The 25,874-nt window shown below is 73.0% G+C and carries 22 protein-coding genes and 1 pseudogene; 18 read left to right on the top strand and 5 right to left on the bottom strand.

The genetic code is table 11. The features are described from left to right. Window positions 1-57: 57 nt before the first annotated feature. The 5 genes from ACG83_RS45530 to ACG83_RS27040 all read left to right on the top strand — a co-directional run bounded on the left by ACG83_RS45530 (window position 58) and on the right by ACG83_RS27040 (window position 6,821). Window positions 58-219, top strand: a complete 162-nt coding sequence (locus tag ACG83_RS45530; protein ID WP_116437465.1) for a DUF4177 domain-containing protein — start codon at window positions 58-60, stop codon at window positions 217-219. A 68-nt stretch (window positions 220-287) separates the two neighbouring features. Further along, window positions 288-749: a RidA family protein gene (locus ACG83_RS27055; protein WP_116437460.1), complete on the top strand. Its 462-nt coding sequence runs from the start codon at window positions 288-290 to the stop codon at window positions 747-749. Between the two features lie 39 nt (window positions 750-788). Continuing rightward, window positions 789-1,718: an NUDIX hydrolase gene (locus tag ACG83_RS27050; protein ID WP_054569033.1), complete on the top strand. Its 930-nt coding sequence runs from the start codon at window positions 789-791 to the stop codon at window positions 1,716-1,718. After that, the gene (locus ACG83_RS27045; RefSeq protein WP_054569032.1) at window positions 1,715-2,494 is read left to right on the top strand and encodes an MBL fold metallo-hydrolase; all 780 of its coding nucleotides are present in this window, start codon (window positions 1,715-1,717) and stop codon (window positions 2,492-2,494) included. The genes ACG83_RS27050 and ACG83_RS27045 overlap by 4 nt, the downstream gene beginning before the upstream one ends. Window positions 2,495-2,987: 493 nt before the next feature. Beyond that, window positions 2,988-6,821 (top strand): AAA family ATPase, encoded by a 3,834-nt coding sequence (locus ACG83_RS27040; RefSeq protein WP_054569031.1) that lies wholly within the window; start codon window positions 2,988-2,990, stop codon window positions 6,819-6,821. On the opposite strand, the gene ACG83_RS27035 is transcribed toward ACG83_RS27040, so the two are convergent. Next, window positions 6,768-7,457: a Crp/Fnr family transcriptional regulator gene (locus ACG83_RS27035; RefSeq protein WP_018637435.1), complete on the bottom strand. Its 690-nt coding sequence runs from the start codon at window positions 7,455-7,457 to the stop codon at window positions 6,768-6,770. The two genes, ACG83_RS27040 and ACG83_RS27035, sit on opposite strands and share 54 nt — an antisense overlap. A gap of 416 nt (window positions 7,458-7,873) precedes the next feature. After that, complete coding sequence (locus ACG83_RS27030; protein WP_035951342.1) at window positions 7,874-8,110, bottom strand: hypothetical protein; 237 nt, start codon at window positions 8,108-8,110, stop codon at window positions 7,874-7,876. Window positions 8,111-8,228: 118 nt separating this feature from the next. On the opposite strand from ACG83_RS27030, the gene nth reads away from it, so the two are divergent. From nth to ACG83_RS27010, 4 genes are read left to right on the top strand one after another with little or no spacing between them, the layout of a single operon-like run. Further along, complete coding sequence (nth, locus tag ACG83_RS27025) at window positions 8,229-8,954, top strand: endonuclease III (RefSeq protein ID WP_054569030.1); 726 nt, start codon at window positions 8,229-8,231, stop codon at window positions 8,952-8,954. Beyond that, a complete protein-coding gene (locus ACG83_RS27020) occupies window positions 8,951-9,748 on the top strand; it encodes a CoA pyrophosphatase (protein ID WP_054569029.1) in 798 nt (265 codons plus the stop codon). Before nth ends, ACG83_RS27020 begins: the two co-directional genes overlap by 4 nt. Further along, entirely contained in the window at window positions 9,745-10,170 is a 426-nt protein-coding gene (locus tag ACG83_RS27015) for a cupredoxin domain-containing protein (RefSeq protein WP_054569028.1), read from the top strand. The genes ACG83_RS27020 and ACG83_RS27015 overlap by 4 nt, the downstream gene beginning before the upstream one ends. A gap of 54 nt (window positions 10,171-10,224) precedes the next feature. Continuing rightward, window positions 10,225-11,406 carry a MarP family serine protease gene (locus ACG83_RS27010; protein ID WP_054569027.1) on the top strand — a complete coding sequence of 394 codons (1,182 nt, stop codon included), beginning with the start codon at window positions 10,225-10,227 and terminating at the stop codon, window positions 11,404-11,406. On the opposite strand, the gene ACG83_RS27005 is transcribed toward ACG83_RS27010, so the two are convergent. Together ACG83_RS27005 and ACG83_RS27000 are read right to left on the bottom strand one after the other, a co-directional pair. Beyond that, a complete protein-coding gene (locus ACG83_RS27005; protein ID WP_054569177.1) occupies window positions 11,384-12,349 on the bottom strand; it encodes an alpha/beta fold hydrolase in 966 nt (321 codons plus the stop codon). The genes ACG83_RS27010 and ACG83_RS27005 overlap by 23 nt on opposite strands. A gap of 128 nt (window positions 12,350-12,477) precedes the next feature. Then, window positions 12,478-13,014 carry a phage holin family protein gene (locus ACG83_RS27000; RefSeq protein ID WP_054569026.1) on the bottom strand — a complete coding sequence of 179 codons (537 nt, stop codon included), beginning with the start codon at window positions 13,012-13,014 and terminating at the stop codon, window positions 12,478-12,480. A 257-nt stretch (window positions 13,015-13,271) separates the two neighbouring features. On the opposite strand from ACG83_RS27000, the gene ACG83_RS26995 reads away from it, so the two are divergent. The 7 genes and pseudogenes from ACG83_RS26995 to ACG83_RS48075 all read left to right on the top strand — a co-directional run. Then, window positions 13,272-14,417 carry a hypothetical protein gene (locus tag ACG83_RS26995; protein ID WP_054569025.1) on the top strand — a complete coding sequence of 382 codons (1,146 nt, stop codon included), beginning with the start codon at window positions 13,272-13,274 and terminating at the stop codon, window positions 14,415-14,417. Between the two features lie 540 nt (window positions 14,418-14,957). Next, window positions 14,958-16,514 (top strand): septum site-determining protein Ssd, encoded by a 1,557-nt coding sequence (gene ssd, locus ACG83_RS26990; RefSeq protein WP_054569024.1) that lies wholly within the window; start codon window positions 14,958-14,960, stop codon window positions 16,512-16,514. Further along, window positions 16,511-18,052 (top strand): TadA family conjugal transfer-associated ATPase, encoded by a 1,542-nt coding sequence (locus ACG83_RS26985; protein WP_369812915.1) that lies wholly within the window; start codon window positions 16,511-16,513, stop codon window positions 18,050-18,052. The genes ssd and ACG83_RS26985 overlap by 4 nt, the downstream gene beginning before the upstream one ends. Further along, window positions 18,049-19,527, top strand: coding sequence for a hypothetical protein (locus ACG83_RS26980; protein ID WP_054569023.1), 1,479 nt, complete (start codon window positions 18,049-18,051; stop codon window positions 19,525-19,527). The genes ACG83_RS26985 and ACG83_RS26980 overlap by 4 nt, the downstream gene beginning before the upstream one ends. A 223-nt stretch (window positions 19,528-19,750) precedes the next feature. After that, window positions 19,751-19,987, top strand: coding sequence for a DUF4244 domain-containing protein (locus tag ACG83_RS26975; RefSeq protein WP_054569022.1), 237 nt, complete (start codon window positions 19,751-19,753; stop codon window positions 19,985-19,987). A 7-nt stretch (window positions 19,988-19,994) separates the two neighbouring features. After that, the gene (locus ACG83_RS26970; protein WP_076828807.1) at window positions 19,995-20,408 is read left to right on the top strand and encodes a TadE family type IV pilus minor pilin; all 414 of its coding nucleotides are present in this window, start codon (window positions 19,995-19,997) and stop codon (window positions 20,406-20,408) included. Next, window positions 20,405-20,758 (top strand): annotated as a pseudogene (locus ACG83_RS48075) (Rv3654c family TadE-like protein); the annotation flags it as partial. The gene ACG83_RS26970 and the pseudogene ACG83_RS48075, both read left to right, overlap by 4 nt. Window positions 20,759-21,878: 1,120 nt before the next feature. Here the strand turns inward: ACG83_RS48075 and ACG83_RS26960 are convergent. Continuing rightward, entirely contained in the window at window positions 21,879-24,323 is a 2,445-nt protein-coding gene (locus ACG83_RS26960) for a DEAD/DEAH box helicase (RefSeq protein ID WP_054569019.1), read from the bottom strand. Window positions 24,324-24,639: 316 nt separating this feature from the next. On the opposite strand from ACG83_RS26960, the gene ACG83_RS26955 reads away from it, so the two are divergent. Both ACG83_RS26955 and ACG83_RS26950 read left to right on the top strand, forming a co-directional pair. After that, on the top strand, window positions 24,640-24,981 hold the full coding sequence (locus ACG83_RS26955) for an STAS domain-containing protein (protein WP_054569018.1): 342 nt from the start codon (window positions 24,640-24,642) through the stop codon (window positions 24,979-24,981). A gap of 36 nt (window positions 24,982-25,017) precedes the next feature. Then, a complete protein-coding gene (locus ACG83_RS26950; protein WP_054569017.1) occupies window positions 25,018-25,593 on the top strand; it encodes an ATP-binding protein in 576 nt (191 codons plus the stop codon). The last annotated feature ends 281 nt before the right edge of the window (window positions 25,594-25,874 follow it).

Here is a 25,874-nt window from a genome sequence, read left to right as displayed (position 1 = left end):
GCTGATCCGGTGCACCCACCCGGGTGCCGGCCCGGTGATGCTCTAGGGTCCATGGTCATGCAGACCAAGTGGGAGTACATGACCGCCCCGCTCCTGATCCACGCCACCAAGCAGATCCTCGACAACTTCGGCACGGACGGCTGGGAGCTCGTCCAGGTCGTGCCCGGGCCCAACCCCGAGAGCCTGGTCGCGTACTTCAAGCGGCCCAAGGCCCAGTAGGGCACCCGGCAGTGAGTTCCTCGGCTCTCCCCCCAGACCCGGCAGATGCCACTGACGCCGCTGGCGCCGTGAAGCCGTCCGAGCGGCTCGCGGAGCTCGGGCTGCTCCTGCCGGCCGTGCCCAGCCCGGCCGGGGCGTACGTCCCGGCCGTCCGCGACGGTGACCTGGTCTGGACCGCCGGCCAGCTCCCCCTGGTGGGCGGCAAGCTTGCGGCGACCGGCCTGGTGGGTGACGAGATCAGCACCGAGCGGGCCGCCGAGCTGGCCCGGGTGTGCGCGCTGAACGCGCTGGCCGCCGCGGCGGCCGTGGCGGGCGGCCTGGACTCACTGGTCCGGATCGTGAAGGTGGTCGGGTTCGTGGCGAGCGCGCCGGGTTTCGCCGACCAGCCGACCGTTGTGAACGGCGCCAGCGAGCTGCTGGGGGCGGTCTTCGGCGACGCCGGGCGGCACGCCCGGTCCGCCGTCGGTGTCGCGGCACTCCCGCTGTGGGCCCCGGTCGAGATCGAGCTGGTCGCCCGCGTCAGCGGCTGAGCCCGACATCAACACGCCCGGCGTGTCTACCATCAGGGAATGGTTGATCACCGGTCGGCCCTGATCGCCCGGTTCGGCGTCCCTCGCCGGGTGAGCTCCGAGGAGGCCGCCTCGTTGGCGCGGCTCGCCGCCGCACCCACGGTCCCGCGGGACGCCGCGACGGTCATCCTGCTGCGTGACGCGCCGGCCGGCGGCGGAGTCGAGGCCTACATGATCCGCCGTACCGTCGCGATGTCGTTCGCCGGCGGGATGTACGCGTTCCCCGGCGGTCGCGTCGACCCCGCCGACAGCGACGAGATGCTCGCCTGGGCCGGGCCACCGGTCGATGTGGTCATGCCGGGCCTCGACCGGGATCCCGCCCGTGCCCGGGCGGTGGTGTGCGCCGCGGTCCGAGAGACCTTCGAGGAGTGCGGGGTGCTGCTCGCCGCCCCACCGCAGGCGGCGTCCGACGGGCCGGCGCCCGACGAGGCGGCCCCCGCCTCACCGGCCGGGGTCGGGACCGAGATCGAGACCGGGACGACGTTCGCCGCCGATCGGCAGGCGATGGAGGACCGCCGGCTCACCCTCGCCGACCTGCTCACCCGCCGATCGCTGGCACTGCGCGCGGATCTGCTGGGCGCCTGGACCCGCTGGGTCGCCCCGGAGCTCGAGCCGCGCCGCTACGACACCCGTTTCTTCGTCGCGGCGCTGCCGCCCGGGCAGCAGCCCGGCGTCGCCTCCTCCGAGGCGGACGGAGCGCTCTGGATCCGCCCCGCGCAGGCACTCGACCAGTTCTACGAAGGTGCCCTGGCGATGCTGCCGCCGACCGTCTTCACCCTGGCCGAGCTCGCCGAGTTCGACGACGTCGCGGGCGTTCTCGCGGCCGCGGCGGCCCGGGACCTCGCCCCGGTCATGCCGCGGATCTCCGTCGCCGACGGGCTCTGGCGCCTGCTGTTCCCTCACCTCGACCGCGAAGCCGTCGAGCGATGAGCGCTCCCCGCGAGGTCACCCGGCTGGCATCCGTCCAGCTCGCGCCGAACCCGGGGCCGATGACGCTGGAGGGCACGAACACCTGGATCCTGCGCGCTCCCGGCGAACCGGGCTGCGTCGTGGTCGACCCGGGCCCCGACCACGACGAGCACCTCGCGCGGGTCGCCGCCGCCGGCCCGGTGCACGCCATCCTGCTGACGCACGGCCACCACGACCACAGTGCGGGAGCGGCGGCGCTGCACGCCCTGACCGGCGCGTGGGTCCGGGCCCTCGACCCGGCGCACCGCCTCGGCTCGGAAGGTCTGGGTGCCGGGGACGTCGTCGCCGCTGCCGGGGTGGAGCTGCGGGTGCTGGCAACACCCGGGCACACGGCCGACTCGCTGTCGTTCGTCCTCACCGGGGACGACCAGCACCCCGCGGTGCTCACCGGGGACACCATCCTCGGGCGTGGCAGCACGGTGGTGGCACATCCCGACGGCCGCCTCGGCGACTACCTCGAAAGCCTGCGGTCGCTGCGCGAGCTCGGTGACATGACGGTGCTGCCTGGCCATGGTCCGGAGCTGCCGGCCGCCGGCCGGGCCGCGCAGGCCTACCTCGATCACCGGGCCGCCCGCCTCGACCAGGTCAGCGCGGCGCTGTCCGAGCTGGGCCGGCCGGCCGGCGAGGTCACGCCGTCGGACGTCGTGCGTCTCGTCTACGCCGACGTCGACCGGGCGCTCTGGCCCGCGGCCGAGCTGTCCGTCCGCGCGCAGCTCGAGTACCTGCGCTCGCGGTAGGCGCACCACCAGGTCACCCGTTCATCCGGCCGCCCGTTCATCCGGCCGCCCGGCCGGGCGTGACGTCCACCACGGCCGCAACGGTCCGCGTGCCTCGCCGCGGCAGCCTGGCCGGGTGCTCGGTGCCGTCGGCGACCCGTGAACGGATTCCGGGAACCCCCGGATCGGGGGCAACGGAGTGACCTGCGCCACAATGGGGGTCGGCGGCGGCACTGTCCCGACTCTGGCAAAACCGCCCAGGTCAGCCATCCGACACAGCTTGATCCAGAAAGGGAGACGAAGGCCACTAAACTTTCCGGCGGAGGAGACCGCTCGTGCGCTTTGTAACCATCTGGCCCACTGGTAACGCCGACGGATCCGCGTACTCGCGACCCGTCACTCTTCGCACACGTTCCGGCTACCGTCGCTGCCCTGCTTCCCGCTCCAGCGGCCCGTGCGGCTCCAGCGGCTCCAGCGGCCCGGCCTTCACCCGGCGGAGAGGAACCGGCCCAGAATGGTGATCAGCTCCCCCATGCCCGGCCCCCTGGTCTGCCCCAGATGCGGCACACCGACAGTTCCCGGCGGGCGGTTCTGCTTCAACTGCGGCCTGCAGTTCACTCCGGCGGACACGCCGCGCGCCGAGTCGGCGGAGCGGCGGGTGGTCACGGTGCTGTTCGGTGACCTCTCCGACTTCACCGCCTGGGCCGAGGACCGCGATCCCGAACGGGTCGGCGAGGTGACCGACCGTGTGCTTGCCGCACTCGCCCGAGACGTGGACGAGGTCGGCGGGCGGGTCGACAACCTCAGCGGAGACGGGATCATGGCCGTCTTCGGGGCCCCGACCGCGCACGAGGACGATCCCGAGCGCGCGGTGCGGGCAGCCGCCGCGATGCAGGAGACCGTCCGTCGCCTGATCATGGACGAGAGCGGCGACAGCGGCTCGCTCGCGCTGCGGGTCGGCATCAACACCGGCGAGGTGCTCGCCGGTGTCCAGGCCGCCCTGTCGTACACGGTCATCGGGGACACGGTGAACACCGCCGCGCGGCTTTCCGGCGCCGCGGCCGTGGGTACCGTCTACGCGGGTCGGGACACGGTCGCCGCCACCCGGCTGGTGGCGACCTGGCGCGACCTGCCGCCGCTGGTCCTCAAGGGCAAGCGCGAGCCGGTGCCCGCCTACGAGCTCGTCAGCCTGCGTCCGTCCAACATCGCCCGGCCGGGGCTCGCCGACGACGCGACCTTCATCGGGCGCGAGCGGGAGCTCGCGGAGCTGCGCGGGTACTTCACCGGAGTGGTCGACAGCGGCCGCCCGGATATCGTCGTGATCACGGGTGAGGCCGGGATCGGCAAGACCCGGCTCGCTCGCGAGCTCGCCGACGGCGCCGCCACGAGCCACGGCGCGGCGGTGCTGTGGGGCCGCACCGTCCGTCACGGCGATGTCCGTGACCTCGCTCCGCTGATCGATCTCATCCGCGGCCTCTGCGGCATCACCGACGGCGACAGCCTGGACCGGGTGGCCGACCGGGTCCGCCGCAAGGTCGCCAGCCTCACCCATCCGATCTTCGGGACGAAGCTTCCGTCCGGCATCGGTGACCGGCTGCTCGGCATGCTCGGTGTGCCACCGGACCGCCGGCCCGGCACCGGCGGGGTGACGCCGCCAGGCGATCCGGCCGGGCGGGCGTCGCAGGGCGAGGTGCTGCAGCGGTCCGTCGACGACGCGGTGGAGACGGTTGGCCTGCTCCTGAGCGCGGTGGCGGTCCAGGGGCCGGTCGTGGTGATCATCGATGACCTGGAATGGGCGACCAGCCGGCTGACGACCGCGCTGCGCCGGCTCACCAGCGCGCTCACCGGCCCAGTCATGCTCCTGCTGCTCGACCGGGAGAATCCCCGGTTCGCCGACCTGGCGACCGCCCACCGGCTCGCGCTGAGCCCACTGCCGGAGGACGCCGCCCGCACGCTGCTCAAGGAATACCTGGGCGAGCCGGGCCTGTCCCGGGCGAACCAGGCCGGTCTGCTGGCCCGGGTGCACGGCAACCCGTTCTTCCTCACCGAGCTGCTCAACCTGCTGGTCGACCGCGGTCTGCTGCACCAGGTGCCCGACCCGGACGGGGACGGTCTGCGGTGGGTGCTCGAGGGCTCGCTGGTCGAAACCGTGCTGCCGGCCGGAGTCCAGTCGGTGCTCGCCGCGCGGATCGACGACCTCGACCCCTCCGCCAAGGCCGCGCTGCGGGCGGCGGCCGTGCTCGGCCCCCGTTTCCCCGCCGAGGCACTGCCGGCGGTCGGTGAACGGCCCGCGGCCGAGATGGAACGGGCGCTGTCGGTCCTCACCGAACGCCAGCTCGTCCGGCCGCCGCGCCAGGGCGAGACGCTGTGGCGATTCGTCCATCCGATGGCCAGGGACGCGGCGTACTCGGGGCTGCCGAAGGTCGAACGTGCCCGCCGCCATGCCACCGCCGCCCGGTGGGGTGTCACATCGATGATCGGCCCCTCCCGCGAGGTGTCGACCTTCGTCGCCGCGCACGCGCTGCGGGCCTACGACCTCGCCGCGTCGATGGCGCTGCCGGCGGACGACCCGGCGTGGTCGGCACGCGAGGCCGGCTTCCACGCCCATGTCCGGCTCGCGCGTTCGGCGCTCGCCCGCGACGACCACCGTGCCGCCGCCGATCTGCTCGCCAACGCGCGCCGCCTCGGGCGCGGCGTCATCGACGGCGATGAAGACATCAAGGTGCGGATCCTGCACGCCGAGGCGCTCGTCTGGCTGCGTCGCCTTGACGAGGCGGAGCGCGCGCTGCGTCCGGCACTGCGTCTCAACACCCCCAGCCTGCGGGCGTCGGCCTACGCCGTGCTCGGTGAGCTGCGGCAGAAGCAGGGGCGCGGCGAGGAGGCACGGCAGTCCCTCATCACGGCGCTGGACGCGGCGCACCGGGCCGGCGACGACCGGGCCGTGGCCGCGTCGCTGCGCCGGCTGGGGCTGCTGGAGTACTCCGCCGGCCGCATCCTGGCCGCCGAGGACCGCTATCGCGAGGCGCTGACCCTCGCCCGCCGGGTCGACGATCCGCGCGGAGTCGGCTGGGCCCTGCAGCACCTCGCCTGGAGCGCCACCACCCGAGGGGACTACAGCCGGGCCGAACGCACCCTTCGCGAGGCCTCCGCGCTCTTCGAGCGGCTGGAGGACGCCGGGGGCCTCGGCTGGTGCTCGGGCACCGAAGCGCTCGTCCTGCTGCTGTCCGGCCAGCTCACGCGCACCCGCAAGGTCTCCCGGGTCCTCATCAACCTCGCGGAGTCGATGCGGGAGCGCTGGGGCCAGGCCATCTGCCTGACGATCGACGCGGTCGCCGCGGCCGAGCTCGGCGACATCGAGACGGCGGAGAGCGAGGCGGCCCGCGCCGCGGAGCTGTTCGCCGAGACGGGCGACACGTGGGGGCACACGCTCACCCTCATCGCCCGCGGCCTGGCCGCCCGCGGTGCCGGCGAGCCGCAGCGCGGGGCGGAGCTGCTGACCGAGGTCTGCGCGGACGCAGCCGCCACCGGCCATGTGCTCATCGGCGCGTTCGCCCAGGTCCTGCTGGGTCTGACGAGGCTGGACGCCGGCGAGGTGGACGCGGCGGAGGAGGCCGCCAAGAGCGCGCTGGCCGACCTGGACCGGCTGGAGCTGCGCCCGCACGCCCACCTCGGAGCGAAGGTGCTGGTGGCCCAGATCGCCCGCGCACGCGGGCGGCTGGACGAGGCGATCACCGGGCTGCGTGACGCGCTCGCCGTCAGCGAGCCGGCGACCCTGATGTTCCCGCGCCGGCAGGCCTACGCCCACCTCGCGGGCACACTGCTGGACGCGGGCGAGCCGGACGAGGCCCTGCGGGTGGCCCGGCGCGCGGTCAGCGTGGACGCGGAGGACGTCCGCGCGCAGGTGCTGGCCTATCGGGCGCTCGGCACCGTGCTCGCCGCGCATGGCGACGTCGAGGGCAGCCGTGAGGCCTACCAGCAGGCGCTCGCCGCGGCGACCGCCACCGGCGCGGTCAGTGAGGCCCCGCAGACCCGGCGGCTGCTCGCCACGCTGCCACCACCGGCATCCGGCGACGTCGAATCGGGCGGCGTCGGACCCGGCGAAACCGGGCACAGCGATGACGGACCTGATCGCGGACCTGGCGATGGCGGACCTGGCGACGACAAGCCCGGCGACGACGAGTCCGACGTCGTCGCCGTCACGGCTGGGAGTGCGCCGCTCCCGGATCCGACGACCTCGGCGGATCCGGGAGACGGGCGAGCGACGAACATGCCGGCTCCACTACCGGCGGTGAGTTCAGCGGGCTCGGCGGGCGAGCCGCTCACGGTCGAGCAGCACGACGGCGCGTGAGTCCAGCCGAAGCCACCCACGAGTGGCGAAATCGGCCAGAGCTTTGTTCACCGTCTCCCGCGAGGCACCGACCAGCTGTGCCAGTTCCTCCTGCGTGAGGCCGTGTTCGACGCGGACCCCAGCGGCCTCGTTGCCAGGCTGGGCCGGCTCACCGAAACGATCGGCCAGATCGAGCAGCGCCTTCGCGACGCGACCTGGCACATCGGTGAAGACCATGTCCGCCATCGTGTCGTTGGTCCGCCGCAGGCGACGGGCCAGCACACGCAGCAGCAGCGCCCCGGCTTCGGGCCGGGAGCGCAGCCACGGCCGCAGCGCGGTGTGATCCAGCGCGACGAGCGACGCGTCGGTCACGGCGGTCGCTGTAGCGGTGCGCGGTCCGGGATCGAACAGGGAGAGCTCACCGAAGAGGTCTCCCGGCCCCATCACGTACAGCAGGTTCTCCCGCCCGTCGGCGGACTGGCGTCCTATCTTGACCTTGCCGGAAAGAACCACGAAAACGCGGTCACCGACATCCCCTTCGCGAAACAGCACATCGCCACGGGTCACGTCCTGCCGGTCCAGGTGATCGGAAAGCGCCTGGCGGTCGGGCTCGGACAACCCGGCGAACAGCGGAACGCGGGCTAGCAGATCGTCCACGAGCTGAGCATGCCAGGGTGCGGGGCGTTGGGCACGGCCAGGGACCCCCATCGGCCTGGTCAGGTCACGCAGATGTACCCGAATACTCCGTTTCTGATACGCAAAGTGACCGTGGACGCACCACCAAAGTGGCGAGAGTCACAATCCGCCTAGCACGGTCGATTTCGGGACCCCGCACCCGCGCCAGGCGGCGCGATCAGGCCAGACGCGGCACAGGTCACATCGGCATAGTCCGGAACAACTGCTGGACATCCATGATCGACAGGTCCGAGAGCGGCCTGAACCCCCTTGACTCCGCCGGCAACCGACACCAGCCCCACCAACGGTGGGTTCGGGCGGACCGAGGGTTCGGGCGGACCGAGGGGCCGGGCAGGCCGAGGGCTCGGCAGAGTGGCGGGTTCGCCGGGGTGGCGGGTTCAGGCGGCCCGGTGCTTGCCAGGCGGCGTGCGGCGCAGCCGGCGCCGGTAACGCTCCAGAGCCGCGGGCATGCCCTGCTGGACGAAGGTCTCGACCTCGTCCGGGCGGGCGCTGTCGAAGAAGCCCTCGATGCCCTTGCCGACGTCGGCGGCGTTGAGGGGACGCTCGACCCGCTCCATCGCGAGCAGCAGCCCGAGCAGCAACAGGGGGACCGTAACCGCGGCAAATGCAATCATGGCCATCCCATGGTCCCCGATGACGCCGCCCGCCACGCGTGCGGGGGGTCGACGCGCCCGCATGGGCCACGATCAGACACCGACCGGCGCGGGCGGCCCGGCAGATACTCTGCGAGGCATGGGTATCACCGTCGACGCGACTGCAGAGACGGCCCTGGCCCGCACCCGACGAGCGCGACGCATCGTGCGCGCCCTCGGTGAGCTCCACCCGGACGCGCGCATCGCGCTGCACTTCGGCAGTCCGCTGGAGCTGCTGGTGGCGACGGTTCTGTCGGCCCAGTGCACGGACAAGAAGGTCAACGAGGTCACTCCCACCGTCTTCGCCCGTTACCGCGGCGCCGCCGCCTACGCCGCGGCGGACCGCGACGAGCTTGAGGGCCTGCTGCGCCCCACCGGCTTCTTCCGGGCGAAGGCCAACTCGCTGATCGGCATCGGCGCCGCTCTCACCGAGCGGTTCGCCGGCGAGGTGCCGGGCCGGCTGGAGGATCTGGTGACGCTGCCAGGCGTGGGCCGCAAGACCGCGAACGTCGTCCTCGGGCACGCTTTCGGCGTCCCCGGGATCACGGTCGACACCCACGTCGGCCGGCTGTCCCGGCGTTTCGCGCTCACCTCCGAGACGGACCCGGTCCGGGTCGAGTCCGACCTCGCGGCACTGATCGAGCGGCGGGACTGGACGATCGCCTCGGATCGGATGATCTTTCACGGCCGGCGGATCTGCCATGCCCGGCGGCCCGCGTGCGGGGCCTGCGCGATCGCCCGGATGTGCCCGTCCTTCGGCACCGGCCCGACCGAGCCCCTGCAGGCCGCGCGGCTGGTGCGCGGCGACGCGGAGGCCGCCCGGTGAGCACCCCGGATCAGACCGGCCTCACGCCGGGCCCCGCGCCGCGCCGCGCGCCGGCGGACGTGTCCGCCGGCGGTGGCACGCCGGTCCCCGGGTGGCTGGCGGGGCTGGTCGGCGCGGTCGGCGAGGGCATCCCGGTGCAGGTGCGCCAGCCTGGTGCGAACCGGCCGGGCGGGCGGCAGGCCGCCGTCCTGATCCTGTTCGGAGAGGGCCCGGACGGGCCGGACGTCCTGCTGCTGAAGCGGGCCGCCGACCTGCGCAACCATGCCGGGCAGCCCGCCTTCCCCGGCGGCAGCGCCGACGAGACGGATGCGTCGCGGGCCGCGACGGCGCTGCGCGAGGCGGAGGAGGAGGTCGGGCTCGACCCGTCCGGTGTCGAGATCCTCGCCACGGTCAGCCCGCTCTACCTGGCCGCGAGCCACTTCCATGTGACGCCCGTGCTGGCCTGGTGGCACACCCCGAGCGCGGTGGTCGCCGTGGACCCGGGGGAGACCTCTTCCGTCGCCCGCGTCCCCGTGGCCGAGCTCGCCGACCCGGGCAACCGGATCCTGCTGCGCCATCCGGCCGGTTTCGGCAGTCCGGCGTTCCGGGTCCGCGGCATGACGGTCTGGGGATTCACCGCCGGCATTCTCGACGCACTGCTGCGGGCCGGCGGGTGGGAACGCCCCTGGGACACCGCGACCCCCATCGACGTACCGGAGATCACCGCGGCGATCTCGAAGGCGATGGCACTCCCCCGAGCGGTGGTAGAGCCCCGCATCTCCCCTGACGAAGCGGGCGGTACGGTCGGAGGATGACCTCAAGATCCGCCCGGAACGGGCTGGTCGCACTGGTTGCGGCCGTGACGCTGTTCACTGCCCTGACCGGCTGCGGCGGCGGTGGAGGCGACGACATGGCGCACGGCGGGCCGTCCGCCACCGCGACCCTGACGGCCACGGTCAGCGACGGCGTTCAGGTCTTCGATGTCGTCGGCCAGGTGAACCAGACCTTCTCCGCCGGTGAGCTCATCGCCCATCCGGGAACGATCCGGGTCAACTTCTCGGTGCCGAAGGGTTCGGCTCCGCACAACTTCGTCATCGACACGCTCCCCGGCGCGACCACCAGGATCGTCGCGGCCGGCCAATCCCAGTCGATCACCTTCACCGCGTCCAAGTCCGGTCGATATCCGGTGGTCTGTACCCTGCATAAGGGAATGACGGCCACTCTTGTGATCCTCTGAACTGCGATCCTCCGAACGCGATGGTGATCTTCTGAACCTCGACGCGGGCCCCTGGTGAACCTTCTCGACCTCGTTCTGATCGCGCTGACCGTGATGTTCGCGATCTCCGGATATCGCCAGGGATTCGCGGTCGGCGCGCTGTCGTTCATCGGCTTCCTCGGCGGCGGTTTTCTCGGCGCCAAGATCGCCAGCCCGTTCGCCGAGCTCATCGGCCGTGCGGACGACGGCGCGCTGGTCGGTCTCATCGTGGTGGTGGGGCTGGCCCTCACCGGGCAGATCATCGGGACGGCGCTCGGGACGGTCGTGCGCGGCCGGCTGACCTGGCGGGCCGGTCAGCGGGTCGACGCCGTCGCCGGTGCCGCCCTGTCCGGCGTGTCCGTCCTGCTCGTCGGCTGGCTGCTCGCGACCACGGTGGACCGCTCGCCGTTCCAGACCCTCGCCCGGGCTGCGCGCGGCTCGGAGATCCTCGGCGCCGTCGACGACCAGATGCCCGACGACGTCCGCCACACCTTCTCCGACCTGCGCCAGCTCATGGACGACCAGGGCTTCCCCGAGGTCTTCGCCGGTCTGAACGGAGAACGCATCGTCGCGACCGACCCGCCGGACGCGGCGGTCGTGAACGCCACCGAGGTCCAGAACGCGGCGTCGAGCATCCTGAAGGTCCGCGGCCAGGCGCCGTCCTGCGGGAAGCAGGTCGAAGGCACCGGATTCGTCTTCACGCCCCAGCACGTCATGACGAACGCACACGTCGTGGCGGGTGTGAGCGAGGTCGTCGTCGAGGTCGGCGCCCAGGCGCTGCCGGCCGAGGTGGTGGAGTTCGACCCCGATCGGGACGTCGCCGTGCTGTACGTGCCGAACCTGCGTCGTGCGCCCCTGCGGTTCCAGACCTCGCCACCAGGTGAGGCCGGCGACCCGGTGGTCGTCGCCGGTTATCCCCAGGACGGTCCGTACACCACCGAGCCCGCGCGCATCCGCAACGAGCAGACGGCCAGCGCGCCGGACATCTACTCACGTGGCACGGTCCGACGCGAGATCTTCGCGATCCGCGGCCAGGTGCTGCCGGGCAACTCCGGCGGGCCGCTGCTCTCCGACAACGGCGCTGTCCTCGGCGTGGTCTTCGCCGCCGCGACGGACGACGACGACACCGGTTACGTGCTCACCGCGCAGGAGGTGAGCGTCCCGGCCCAGCGCGGCGCCCAGGCCACCGCCCCGGTCAGCACTCAGGGCTGCGACTGATCCCACCGGTCCCGCCGTTTCCGCTGTGGGTCTCCGCGAGCCAGGCGACCAGGTCACGGGTGATGGTGTCCGGGTCCTCCTCGTGCGGGAAGTGCCCGAGGCCGTCATACAGGCGCCACGTGTACGGCGCGGCCACGTGCCGTTCCGACCCGGCCGCGGTCGACGGCAGGAAGCACCGGTCGAGGCTGCCGTGCAGCTGCAGGGTGGGCACTCGCACCGGCGTCCGCAGCAGCTCGACGAAGCGCGCTCCGTCCGGTCGCAGCTGGGACCGCACCACCCACCGGTGGTACTCCAGCGAACTGTGGGCCACGCCGGGGATCCGCATGGCGCCGCGATAGCGTGCCTCGGCCTCCGGCGTCGGGTAGCCCGGACCTCCCCAGCCACGTAGGAGCTCGGCGACGTAGGCCGCTCCCTCCGCGACCAGGCGGCGTTCCGGCACCCACGGCAGCTGGAAGGCGGCCAGGTACCGGCTGGCCAGCCCCTGGCCCCGCACGTCGGCGACGATCCGGCGCCGGACCCGCAGCGGATGCGGCATGCCGATCACCGCCAGCCCCCGTACCACCCGTGGCCGACGAACCGCCGTCACCCAGCCGAGCAGGCCGCCCCAGTCGTGGCCGACGATCACCGCATTTCGCTCACCGAGTGCCCGCACCAGCCCGGCGACATCATCGGCCAGCGTGAACGCGTCATAGCCCCGCGGCGGTTTGTCACTCGCTCCGTACCCGCGAAGATCGGCGGCGACCACCCGGTAGCCGGCGCCGGGCAGATCCCGCAGCTGACTACGCCACGTCCACCAGAACTGCGGGAAACCGTGGAGAAGGAGGACCAGTGGACCCTCGCCCGCCTCGGCCACATGCAGCCGGGTTCCGTTGGTCGAGACGTCCCGGTGGCGCCACGGCCCGTCAACGAGCACGGCCGCCGGCTCAGAGATGGCATCCTCCATCATCTCCAAGGATGGCAGACCCGCTGCTTCTGCCGACGGGTGGTCGGTGCGCCGCGCCCGCCCGGCTTCCGCCGCCGCCGCGCCCAGCCTGTTCGGCTGACGCCAGGCCCGACAATCGCCGCGCCCGGCTACTCCGCTGCCGCCGGTCCCGCCACAGCCGGTCCCGTCACGGCCGGTCCCGCCACCGCGCTGCCTGGCCCCGCCGGGGCGCTTCCCACCTCGGCCGTGCCATGGCCCGTTCGGGCGGCCCCCGACCCGCCGGTTGGCCGGCGCAGCCAGGCGATGTCATCGCGCACCGTCTGGATGGTCCGTTCGGGGGGTGAAAGCTTCTTGAAGCGGGTGAGCGCGAAGACCACCAGCAGCCCGGCCAGGGCCAGATAAAGCACGGCCGTCAGCAGGTAGGCCCAGAACCGCTCCATCCCCGCCCAGGTGAACAGCTCACCGAGGAAGATCGTCCCGGCGATCAGTGCGCCGAACCCCAGGCCGGCCGCCACCACCAGGAACCCGGCACCCAGACCCGCGGACACCGCCTGCCTGGCGAGCTCGGCCTTCGCGAGCTCGATCTCCTGGCGGATCAGCAGCGACATGTCCCGGGTCGCGAGTGCGACCAGCTCCCCCAGCGTCGGCTCCCGCCCCGCTCGTGAGCTGTCGGTCCTTGTCGGCACGCCGGCTCCTCCCTCTCAAAGCCGGCCCGTGACACCGCCGATCGGGTCCGGTGCCGGCGCGCTTGCGGGGGCACGCGGCGGCGCTGCGTGGCCGCCCCGTCCGGATCCCCTGTGAGCAGTGTGGCCCGCGGCGGCGGAACACGTGGGGCGACGGGCCCGATCGGACGGTGTGATCCGAGGGACGATTCGCCCTTTCAGCGGTCATGACGAAGTCGGGAGCCGTCCTCGGCGCACCCGGGCGAGGTAGCGTCTGCCGGGTGACAGCACCTTCGTCGGCATCAGTCGTCGGTAGCGACCCGCTCGCCAGTGTTGCGGCGATCCCCGGTGTCGACGAGGCCGCCACGGCCGCGCGCGCGGGCGTGGACGCCCTGCTGCGGCACCGCATCCTGCGCCGCCGCAGCGCCGAGGTGACCGCCGAGGCCTCGCTGCGCGCCGCCCGGGCGTCCGCCGCGCTGGAAGGGCACGACGTCCCACTCGACGTGCTCAGAGCCCACCTCGGCGACCATGAGCTCGCCCTCGATGCCGGTACCGATGCCGGTGCCGCCGCTCCGGTCGGGCTCGCCGACGGGCGCGTCAGCGGACCGGCCGACGGCACCGACAGCCGGTCGCTGGCCGTGACGCTGGGGGCCGTCCGGCTCTACGCGGAGCTGGGCACGCTGTCATCCGCGTGGGAGCGCGCACCGCGCCAGGCCCTGGCACGCATGCACGTTCTCGCCGGTCGAGGCCTGCTCCCGGACGAGGTGCTGGGCCGGCCACGGGTCGACGTTCGGGGGCCGGGAGCCGCTGTCGGCGCCGCGGAGCTGGCTGGCCCCTGGGGTGAGCCAACGGTGTCCGCCATGGAGATGTCGGTGCGGCTCGACGGGCTCACCGCCGTGCTGACCGCCCCGACCCGCGCTCCCGCGATCGTGGTCGCCGCGATCATCCATGGGGAGCTGCTGGCGATCCGGCCGTTCGGCGTGCTCGACGGCATCATCGCCCGCGCCGCCGCCCGGCTCGTCCTGATCAGCCGAGGCCTCGACCCGAAGGCCCTGGTCGCGACGGACGTCGGCCACCTCGAGCTGGCCCACGGCAGCGCGGCCGCGGCCCTGGGCGGAGCCGGAGCCCCGTCCGCGCCGTCCGCTGCCAGCGCGGGCACCGACACCGGTGTCGGCACCAGCACCGACACCGGTGTCAGCACCAGCACCGACACCGGTGTCAGCACCAGCACCGACACCGGTGTCAGCACCAGCACCGGCACCGGTGTCAGCACCGTTGATCCCGAGGAGACCTACAGCGCCGCGCTTGCCGCGTACGTCGCGGGCGGGGCGGACGGGGTGGGTTCCTGGGTGCGGCACTGTGCCCGCGCGGTCGGGCTCGCGGCCCGGGAATCGCTCGCGGTGTGCGAGGCGCTCTCCCGCGCCTGAGAACCTCAGTCCCTCGAACAGCCGCCGCAGGGCAGGACCTGAGGACTGTGGTCGCCAGGACGAGGTCGCCACGGCAACGAAGATCCTCGGATCGTCTGGGCCGAGGTTTCGAGCTTCCGCAGTCGCGGATTAACGCCGATCAAGATCGCTGGTCGGCGGGCGGGGAGGGCCACACCCCGTGAACACGGCCGGACCTCCGAGCAACCGGTAGCCCTGTTTGGCGAGCCGCAAGAGTGAACGATTTTGGTCGTCCCGACGACCAAAATCCTTCTTTCTTGCGGGTCGGCAGTCGACTCCACGCCCTTTTTATCCCTTTTGCGGTGAATTACTAGTACTGGATGGCGGTACGAGACCCTCGGCGGGTGGCCCGGAGCCGCGGCTCGAACGCCGATGATCTCCGTCGCCGCCTGGTCCCACCTCGGTACAGACGCGGGCCGGCCCTTATAGCACGGCACGGCCCCCACCGAAGATCCACATTGCCCGGCCTGGCCGGCGCATGGTGGCGGCACACAGCCACCCGCGCCGAAGGGACGGCCCGCCATGACCCCCGCGAAGCCGATCACGCCAGCCGACGACACTCCCCGCGGACGTCCGCTGGTCGTCACCGATTCGCACGAGCTTCTCGACGACCTGCTGCGGCTGGCGGCCGCGGCGGGCACGACCGTGACGGTCGCGCCGACGGCCAGGGCCGCCAGCCGGTACTGGGCGAACGCACCGCTGGTCGTGGTCGGCGCCGACCGCGCCGCGGCCTGTGTCGCCGCGAATCTGCCGCCACGCTCGGACATCGTGCTCGTTGGAACCGACGTCGACGACCGCCGGACCTGGAGTCTGGCGCTTCTGATCAATGCCGAGCACGTGATCTTCCTTCCCGCGGCCGAGACCTGGCTCGTGAACGTCCTCTCCCGTGCGGCGGACACCGCCAGCCGCCGGTCACTGACCCTCGGTGTGCTCGGCGGGCACGGCGGGGCCGGCTCCACCACCCTGGCCGTGACGCTGGCCCGCGCCGGACTACGGCGCCAGGTCCGCTCGGCGCTGCTGGAGATCGACCCGTTCGGCGGACTCACGGTGGGCCCGGACACATCCTGGGGCTCCGGTCTCGGATCGGAGGCCAGCCAGGGCGACGGGCCCTCGGCCGGCATCCCTCGGTTCCATCCGGCGGGCGCCGGCTCAGCGGTGCGCGACGCTGCCGGCGGCGATCTGTCCGCGGCGCAGGCACGCCCGCCGCAGGCCCGGGGCCCCCACCCCTGGGCACGCCCAGGGGCCCGGCGCCGTCCCCTCACGCCGGCAGGCACCGTCATCGGGGAGGCCGCGCGTGCGGAGCCACCGCGCCCGCGGCCAGCCGACGACGAGGACGACGAGGACTTCCTCGAACACTTCCTTGCCGGGCCGCCCATGTGGGGCGGCGATCTGCCAGTGCTCTCCTGGGACCGCGACGAGATCCCCGTACTGTCGCCGCCGGCCATCAGCGCCATGTTCGCCACCGCTCGCGGTGGAGCTGACCTGATCGTCGCCGACCTGCCTCGCTCCGCCGATGCCGGGGCGGACGTCGGGCTCTTCCTCTGCGAGATGGTGCTGCTCGTCGTGACAGCCGAGCCCGCGACAGCCGCGGCGGCGGCTCGGGTCGCCAGGTACGTGGCGCGTACCTGCTCGGATGTACGGCTGGTCGTCCGCCTCCCACCGCCGGGCATGCTGCCACCGCCAGGCGCGCAGCCGCCCGGCCCGGGTCGCGGCAGTTCGCCCGGCAGCGGCTCACCCGCCGAGCGGAACGAGCCGGACGAGTCCCTGCACCCGGCGGTGGCCCGCATCGTCGCCACCGTGGGACTTCCGCTGGCCGGCGTGATCCACCACGAACCGGCCGCGAACCCCGTGGTCATGGCCGGCCATGACCACGGGGGGACGCCCGGCCCCGAGGGAAACCGTCCGGCTACGGCCAGAACCTCGGGCGCGCCGCGCTCGGAATCCACAGTGAGGATCACAAAGCGACCGCCCGTCGAAGCCGAAGCGGCGGCGGAAGGCTCGATTGCCGGAGCGTCGCTCATCCGGTTCAGCGATCGGTTTCTCGCGGAAGTCGGCCTCACCGGCGGAGCGCACCTGTGAGAGCCGGCCGGTCCCGCGCCTGGTCGGCCTCAGCCGAGGCCGTCACCGCGGCGCCGTCCGCCGCACCGGTGCCCGGGCCCCCGCTTTCCGGGGCAGCCCCACCCGGGGCGGTGCTGCCGCCGGCTCCGTTCGAGACGAGCCCTTCCGAGCCAGGTCCGTCCGACGCAGGTCCGTCCGACGCAGGCCCGTCCGACGCAGGCCCGTCCAAGGCCGGCCTGGACGAGGCGGCCGCCTTCGCTTCGAGCGGGGCGAGCTCGACGCCATCCCAGGGGCATGCCCAGCGACTGGGGCCGCTCGCGGTCCTGCTGCGCGACCCGGAGATCACCGACATCCTGGTCAACGGCCCGGACAAGGTCTGGATCGAACGAGCCGGCCGGCTTCGTCTCACCGGCGTGCGCTTCGCCGACGACGGAGCCGTCCGGGCGCTCGCCGTCCGGCTCGCCGCCAGCGGCGGCCGACGGCTCGACACCGCGATGCCGTTCGCCGACATCCGGCTGCCAGACGGAATCCGCCTGCACGCCATGCTCTCCCCACCCGCCCTGGGCGGAACCTGCCTGTCACTGCGCAGGCCGCGCCCCGTGCCGTTCACCCTGGACGACCTCGCCGCCGCCGGCACCCTGGGGCCCGACACCGCGGCCGCCCTGCGTGCCGTCCTCGCCGCCCGGCTCACCGCGCTCATCAGCGGCGGAACCGGGACGGGGAAGAGCACCCTGCTCGCCGCCCTGCTGGACGCCGCACCCGCGGCAGAACGGATCGTGCTGGTCGAGGACACCGCGGAGCTCGTCCTCTCCCGAATCAACCTGGTCCGGCTGGAGGCTCGCGCGGCGAACGTCGAGGGCGCCGGCGAGATCACCCAGCGAGAACTGGTCCGCCAGGCACTGCGCATGCGGCCGGACCGCCTCGTCGTGGGCGAGGTCCGCGGAGCGGAAGTCCTCGATCTCCTGATGGCGATGAACACGGGCCACGAGGGCGGCCTTGGAACAGTGCACGCCAACGCTGCCGAGAGCCTGCCCGCCCGGATGGAGGCCCTGGGCGCTCTCGCGGGACTGCCGCGCGACGCCCTGCACAGCCACCTGGCGGCGGCCGTGCAGGTGACCATCCATCTCCGGCGGAATGCGGCTGGTGCCCGTCGGGTCGCCGGCATCGGGGTACTGCGCCGGGGCGATGACGGCCTGGTCCAGGTCGTCCCGGCGCTTGTTGGCGACGACGCCCGGGAGCTGCCCCGGCGCGCGGGCGAACGACCCGCGCGAGGCGTCGCCCGACCGGATCCGGAGGGACTCGCCCTACTGGCCGCGCTCCTGCGGGAACGTGGGGTGCGCCTCTGGCCGGCCACGGCGCCCAGAACCGCGATGCCCAGAACCTCAGCACCCAGAACCGCCGTGCCCAGAACCGCGGTGCCCGGGGCGAAGCCGGCAGCGCCCGCCGGAGAACCAGCACCACCAGAACGATCGGCACCACCAGCACAACCAGTGCTTCGGATGCGACCGCCGCATCCCCGGCAACCAGGGCCGTCGGCGCCCCGGCCGGGTGCGCGATGACGGCCCGGCTGGCGCGCGGTGCGGCCTGGGCGGGCGGGAGCGTCGCCGCGACGGTGCTGGGTGGCCCGGCCGCCGGGATCGCGGTCGTCGTGCTCTGCTGCGGGCACGGGGCACTGCGTCGCTGGGTCGTCCACCGCTACGAGGCCGAGCTGCGTGGGGCGGCTGAGGACGTGCTGGCCGCGGTGGCGACCGAACTGGACGCCGGCGCGTCTCCCGACGGCGCGCTGCGAACCGCGCTGGCCTCGGTCACCAGCCTGCCGGCCCACCCGCACAGCGGCGAAGCCCACAGTGGCGCCGACCGTCTGGGTGGCGGCCGTCAGAGCCGTCGGAGTGACAGCCGTCGGGGTGGCGGCCGCTCGGGGCGGGCGGCGGGTTCTCTCGACCTGCCACGTCTGCGCGAGCTGCTCGCCGACGCCGACGCCGACGACGCACCGAGGCTGCTGTCCCGATGCGATGCCGGCGCGCTGCGCCAGCTCGCCACCGCGTTCCGGGTGTGTCGGTTGACCGGGGTCCGGCTGGCACCGGTCGCGGTCATGCTCGCCGATGCGGCCCGATCGGATGCGGCACGTGCCGACGAGCTGGCCGCCGCCCTCGCCGGGCCGCGGTCGTCAGGTCGCCTCGTGGCCGGCCTGCCGCTGCTCGGCGTCGCAATGGGAATCCTGCTCGGCGCGTCCCCGGTGGACGTCCTGACGACATCCCCGGTCGGGACGATCTGTCTGGCCGCGGGGGTGTTGCTCGACCTGGCCGGGCTGCGCTGGCTGCGGCGGATCTCGGACGGGGTCCAGGCCCGGGTGCCACCCGTCTGCGCGGGGCCGATCCCACCCGGACGGCCAGGCGACGCCGCGGCCTCCGGGGAGTACCGCCGCCGAATGCTTGCCGATCTTCCCCTCGCGCTCGACCTCGTATCGGCCTGCCTGAGAGCGGGTGCCACCACGCAGCACGCGCTGGAGGTCGTCGGGTCCGCGACCGGAGGCCCGGCCGGTGTCGAGCTGCGGGCCACCGGGCGTTCGATGCGCCACGGAGCACCCGCCGACGAGGCGTGCCGCCGGCTTCTGGGCGCGGTCGGTGTGCTCAGCGCGGACTCCGCACCCCGCCGTGGGTGGCGCGCCGGCAGCCGGCGGTCCCGACGGCGCGGTGGTACGGCACGGCTCTCGCGCGCGCTGGGGATCGGCGCGCTGCCCGGGCGAGCCGGGTCAGCCCGGCAGCGGGAGGCACAGACGGTGCTCGCCGCAGTGGCCGCCATCGGCAGGACCGAATCCTCCGGGGCGAGACTCGCCACGACGCTCACCCGAATCAGCACCCGTGCACGGCAGGAGACCCACGCCGCGGCCATCGGCGCCGCCCGGCGAGCCGGCGTCCTGGCCGTCGCCCCACTCGGACTGTGCTTCCTGCCGGCCTTCCTGCTGCTCGGCGTGGTGCCCATCATCATCGGCACCGCCCCGGATCTCGGCTCGGGCCTCCTGCCACAGCCCTGAACGGCGGCCCGCGACCGCGCCCGACGCGGGCAGATCGGGTGCCGGGTTGTGGATGAGATCTCGTCATCCACAGGGAGTGCGGGCCCGTCCCTCACCGGCCGACACCGCCCGATCATCGAGACAGCCGGCACCACGAGGTACCGACCCCGACCAGATCCGGCCTGCCGAGCCCCGTCCTGACCAGCTCTGACCAGACCGTGCCCCATCTGACCCGGAGGCAATGATGTGGCTTCTCGTCCTGTTCATCCATCTGGCGTCGACGCTGGTGAGATCGCTGCCCCGGCGCCGCCGCGCGGCGCCAGCCACTGCGGTGGACGCAGGGATGTCCACCGCCGAGTACGCCGTCGGCACCCTGGCCGCCGTCGCGTTCGCCAGCGTGCTCTACGCAGTGGTGTCCAGCTCAGCCACCCGCTCGCTGATCTCCTCGGTGGTCGAGCGCGCACTGAAGATCGACTTCTGAGCGCGCCTTGAGAACTGCGACCAGGCCGAGACGCGCGCGCGGCGGCAGGGATCGTGGCCAGGTCACCGCCGAGCTCGCGATGGGTCTGCCCAGTCTTCTGGCGGTGATGTTCATGATTCTCTGGATGCTCAGCGCGGTCTCCGCACAGACGCGATGTGCCGAAGCCGCCCGCCTCGGGGCTCGCGCCGCTGCTCGTGGTGAGTCGGCGGCGGCTGCCCGGGCCTGGGCACTGCGGGCAGCGCCGCCGGGCGCCGAAATCGAGATCGGCGGTAGCGCGGGGACGGTACGTGTCCGTGTCGCCGCGGTTGTCGGCGCGGGAGGTGCTGGTCGCCTCGTGCCCACAGTCACCGTCTCGGCCGTCGCGGTCGCCGCCGTCGAGGACACGGCTGCGGGTGCCGGGCCAGCGGGTACCGGGCCATGAGAACAACCCGGCCGCATGGTTCGTCGAATACCGGCGAACGCGGCTCCGCCACCGTCTGGCTGCTCGGCGCCATGATGGTCATCGTTGCCACCGGATCGACGGCGCTGAGCCTCACGCAGGTCGACGCGAGTCGGCAGCGGGCTGCCACGGCCGCCGACCTCGCGGCGCTCGCCGCCGCCGCGGAGCACTCCGCCCAGCCTGCTCTCGCCTGCCAGCGCGCCGCGGAGTCGGCCAGGGCCAACTCCGCGCGGCTGGCGATCTGTCAGGTGGAGGGCGATGGCGTGAGCGTCACGGTCGAGGCCGACCTACCGACTCCGCTACGGCTGTTCGGCCCGGCTCGGGCGCGCGCACGCGCCGGGCCCTGGGAAGGCGCACCCGGCGCGTATCAGGCTGTCGCCGCGGCGATGGCCGGTACCGGTGGGCCTGTGGGAATTCAGCTCGGGCGGGCACCCGTGGGCGCGCTGGGGTCCCCAGGGTGCTGGGATTTCCCGACAGGGGCGTCCTGGGCGTGGGGAGTGCCGTTCCCGGTCGGGTCCTGGGCTCCATCGCTGTTCCGGCGCCGTAGGTCAGCCACTCTCGCAACCACCCGATCAGTTCGGGGCACAACCGAGGGCCTGCCATGGCGTACCGAGGGCGTCGACGGCCGTTCGGCGGGAGCGACCGTGCGGCCGGCCGGCACAGGCGCGTCGGCCGCGGCGGCCGGCGGGGCGGACCGCGGACCCGCGCCTGTGGTCCTCGCGTCACCGGTCCGCGCCGTCGAGCCACGCCCACCCGCGCCATGGCCACGCACGACCAGCGGTGTTGTGGGAGCGGTCGCGGTCCCAGCCGGCCGGCCGATCGGCACCTGGCCTGACGGGCGCTGGTTCGAAGAGCGCTGGCTCGACGGGTGCTGGCTCGACGGTGCCAGGGCCTGGCTCGACGGTGCCGCGGCAGGCGCCGGCGCGGCGGGTGCTGGCGCCGGCGCCGAACCACCGGCCGTCGTCACCACGCCACCAGGAACCGGCCCGCCAGGAACCGACCTACGAGGCGCGAAAGCGGTGGCTGTGGCCGTCGCGGCGGCACGGGGCTGCGACGGCGACGGGTGCGGCCCAGGAACGGGGCGGGTCATGGCGGCGAGATCCCTGGCCTGCTCGCGCTGCGCCCTCAGTCGCTGCCTGTCGCGGGCAAAACCCTGCAGCCCGAGCTGGATACCGGCCACCGCCAGTACCCCGGTAGCGACCCCCAGGACGAACAGCCCCCAGACGTCAAAGGACAGCGCCTGCCCCATGATCATCAGTTCCGTCTGGCCAGAGCTCTCCAGGACGATGTCCGCAGTGAGAACGCCCGCCAGAAGTACCAGGACTACGCCGACGGTGACCACCGGAACCTCCACATTCCTGCCGTTTACGGGAAGTAGGACCGCTCTGAGAATCCGACAGAGCGCGGTCTACCCCCGATACGGTCGGCTACCCCCCCGACCCACGAAGGTGTCTATTTCCGTGGTGGGTCCAGTACCTGACCGCGGTCTCCGTCCATCGCGGCCAACACGGAGTCCAGCAGCCGCACGGCCGCCGCCTTGGCGAGAGGTTCGTTGCCGTTTCCGCACTTCGGCGACTGCACGCAGGAAGGGCAGCCAGCCGGGCATTCACAGGCGGCGACCGCATCCCGGGTGGCGCTCAGCCATTCGGCCACCCGCAGGAACCCGCGCTCGGCGAACCCGGCTCCCCCGGCATGGCCGTCGTAGACGAAAACGCTGGTGCGGCCCGTGTCCGGGTGCAGGTCGGTGGACACACCACCGATATCCCACCGGTCACACGTCGCGAACAGCGGAAGCAGGCCGATCGCCGCGTGCTCGGCGGCATGCACCGCGCCCGGCACCTCCGCGGGTTCCACGTTGGCAGCGGCCAGCAGTTCGTCGGTGACGGTGTACCAGACGGCCCTGGTGCGGAGCTGGCGCGGCGGCAGGTCGAGCGGTTCCTGCCCGAGGATCTCACCGGTGGCCAGGCGTCGGCGCTGGAATCCGACGACCTGATTCGTGACCTCCACCGTGCCGAGGTGGATCTCGAGGTCGGCGAACCGCGCCGACCGCGTCGACTCGACCACCCGGATATCGGTGTGCTCACGCGCCACCGTCGTCCAGTCCGGTTGAGCTGCCTCGACGAAAGCGACCGCGTCGTCGAGGTCGAGCTCGGTGACGAGGAAGGTGACGCCCTGATGCAGGTACACGGCTCCCTGGTGCACCGTCGAATGCGACGTCCCCGCGTCGACGGTGCCGAGCAGGCGACCTGTCCCGACCTCGACGATGCGCACGGGAGGACCACCGGTTCCTCTGATGTCGACATCCGGCCGGTGCCGCTGCGTCCAGAACCAGCCCGTGGGCCGGCGGCGCAGCCGTCCCCGGCGAACGAGGTCGTCGACGGCGCCGCGGGCTCCGGGCCCGAACAGCTCCAGGTCCTCCTCGGTCAGCGGCAGTTCGCTGGCCGCGCACTCCAGATGAGGCATCAGGACGTACGGGTTGTCGGGGTCGAACACACTGGCCTCGACCGGCCGGCCGAAGACCGCCTCGGGATGGTGAACGAGGTAGGTGTCGAGTGGGTCGTCTCGGGCGACGAGCACCGCGAGCGCGCCCTGCCCGGCCCGGCCCGCACGACCGGCCTGCTGCCACAGGGAGGCGAGCGTGCCGGGAAATCCGGCGATCACGGTCGCGTCGAGCCCGCTGATGTCGACGCCGAGCTCCAGCGCCGACGTCGCGGCAACGCCGAGCAGCTCACCTGTCCTCAGCCGGTTCTCCAGGTCCCGACGCTCCTCGGCGAGGTAGCCGGCGCGGTACGCCGCGACCCGCCCGGACAGTTCCGGCGCGGCCTCCTCCAGCGCACGTCGCGCTGCGGCCGCGACGACCTCGGCAGCTCGGCGGGAACGGACGAACACCAGTGTCCGCACGCCCTCCGTGACCAGATCCGCGAGCAGATCAGCCGACTCGGCGGTCGCGGCCCGCCGGACCGGGGCACCGTTCTCGCCGCCGGCCAGCTCAGCACCACCAGCCAGCCCAGCACCACCGGCGAGGCCAGCACCACCGGCGAGGCCAACCGATCCCGCCCCGCCAGCCTGCACGGCCCCCCTGATCAGTGGCGGCTCGTAGAGGGCGAAGTCCACAGGGCCGCGCGGGGACGAGTCCGTGTCAACCACCTCGACGTCCACTCCGGTCAGCCGCGATGCGGACATTCCCGGATCGGCCACCGTCGCGGAGGCGAGGACGAAGACCGGTCGCGCGCCGTACCGGGCGCAGACCCGCCGTAGCCGGCGCAACACCAGCGCGACATGAGCGCCGAACACGCCACGGTAGCCGTGGCACTCGTCGATGATCACGAAACGCAGCCCGCGCAGGAAGGAGGACCAGCGGCGGTGCGCCGGCAGGATCCCACGATGCAGCATGTCCGGATTGGTCAGGACGAAGTTCGCGTGTGCGCGCACCCACTCCCGTTCGGAGCCTGGCGTGTCGCCGTCGTAGGTCGAGGCCCGGACACCGGTCAGCCGCAGCGAGCGCACGGAGCGCAGCTGGTCGTGGGCGAGCGCCTTGGTCGGCGCGAGATACACCGCCCGCGCGCCCGGTTCGGCCAGCAGCCGTGAGAGCACCGGCAGCAGGTAGCCCACCGATTTCCCGGACGCGGTGCCCGTGGCGAGCACGACGTCTCGCCCCTCGTGCGCCGCCTGGGCGGTCTGGGCCTGATGCGTCCACGGCTCGTCGATCCCGGCCGTGCGCAGTCGGCCGACCAGGACCTCGTCGGCCCAGTCCGGCCAGGGCCCCGTGCGGCCCGGACGTGACGGCACATGCTCGACATGCGTGATGTTGCCGGCCCGCCGGCTGTCACGGGCAAGCCGGGCCAGGATGCTGTCCGCCCGCGCGAGGTCACGCTCGATGGCCGCCGACGAACCCACGCCCGTCACGATAGGCGGTCAGCGGGAGCCGACGCCCACCGCGGACATGCCGACCAGGCCCGAAGCTGCTGGTGGTGAACATCCGGTGCCGGGCCAACCCAGGCTCACTCGACGCTAGATCAGCGATAGCATCCCTTGGGTGCGCCACCCTGGACGAGAGGGACGCGGTTGAGAGCGATTCGTCCGTAGGCCACGCAGGCGTCGGCTCGTCAAAGTGTTGCGAGCCACCGGATTGATCCTCCTCATGGGAGGGTAGTGCCGCCGTGATGTCGGTTGCCCGAGGCGCGGGCGCCGGGAAGAACCACTAGGAGGATCCGTGGATCTGTCCCTCACGACTCGTCAGGAAGGGACCCACACGGTCGTCGTGGTGGGCGGCGAGATCGATGTCTACACCGCCCCCAAGCTCCGCGAGCAGCTCATCGATCTTGTCTCGGCCGGGTCGTACCACCTGGTGGTCGACATGGAGGGTGTGGAGTTCCTCGACTCCACAGGCCTCGGCGTCCTGGTCGGCGGGCTCAAGCGGGTTCGTGCGCACGAGGGTTCGCTGCGCCTGGTCTGCACCCAGGAGCGCATCCTGAAAATCTTCCGGATCACCGGGCTGACCAAGGTCTTCCCCATCCATACCTCCGTCGAGGATGCCCTCGCCGCCAGCGACTGAGTCAGGTCCCATCGCGAAAGGCAGGTCCTCGGACGCATGCCCACCGTCGAGTTGCGCTTCGCCGCCCTGCCCGGACATGTCCGCACCGCAAGAATGATCGCCACCGCGGTCAGCAGGCGTGCGGGCGTGCCGGTCGGGGCCATCGACGAGATCAAGTTGGCGGTCGGGGAGGCGTGTGCCCGTGCCGTCCGAGTCAACCGCCGCAGTAATCCCCAGGCGTTCGTGCACGTCGAGCTGACCGATACCCCCGAGTCGTTCAGGGTTGTCGTCTCCGACAGCGGCGCGGCCGGAGACGAGATCGCCCCAGGTCCCGACGGCGGCCTGCTCAGTGTCGACGCCCTGCTCGACCTCGGCGAGGGGGCGGAGCCCGACCTAGCGGCCATCGGAGTGCCCGGCACCGAGGTCGACCAGCCGCTGCCATCGGGTCTGGGGCTGGCCCTGATCGAAGGGCTGGTGGACGAGGTGGCCGTCCGGCGTGGTCAGGACGGCACCGGCACCGTCGTCGAGATGACCTGGCACACGGCCGAGCCCGAGGAGGATGCCGACCTCGATTCCGCCGGGTACGCGGCGCTGGCCGCTCAGATCGCCGGATCGGCCCGCCGGGAAGGCTGAGTCCCCCGGACCAGCCGCGGCGAGCGAGGCGCCGCAGACACCGGGACCGCAGACACCGGGTCCTCAGACGCCGGGGGCCTGTCCGGAGACCGGAGGGGCCCCCGGCTATGCGGTTGCCTTCGGCCGTGCGGTTGCCTTCGGCCGTGCGGTTGCCTTCGGCGATGACGCCTGCCCGGGACCAGCGATCCCACGGTTCCCCCGGGCCACCGACCGCCCCACTGGCGACGGGATCGTCTACAACAAAAACAGCATCCCCGGCCAGTCACAACCGAAAAACCTGC

The sequence above is a fragment of the Frankia sp. R43 genome (genome assembly GCF_001306465.1).
GTDB classification, from domain to species: Bacteria; Actinomycetota; Actinomycetes; order Frankiales; family Frankiaceae; genus Parafrankia; species Parafrankia irregularis.
The sequence above is the reverse complement of the archived record's forward strand: the minus strand, read 5'-3'. Positions and strand labels throughout refer to the sequence as shown.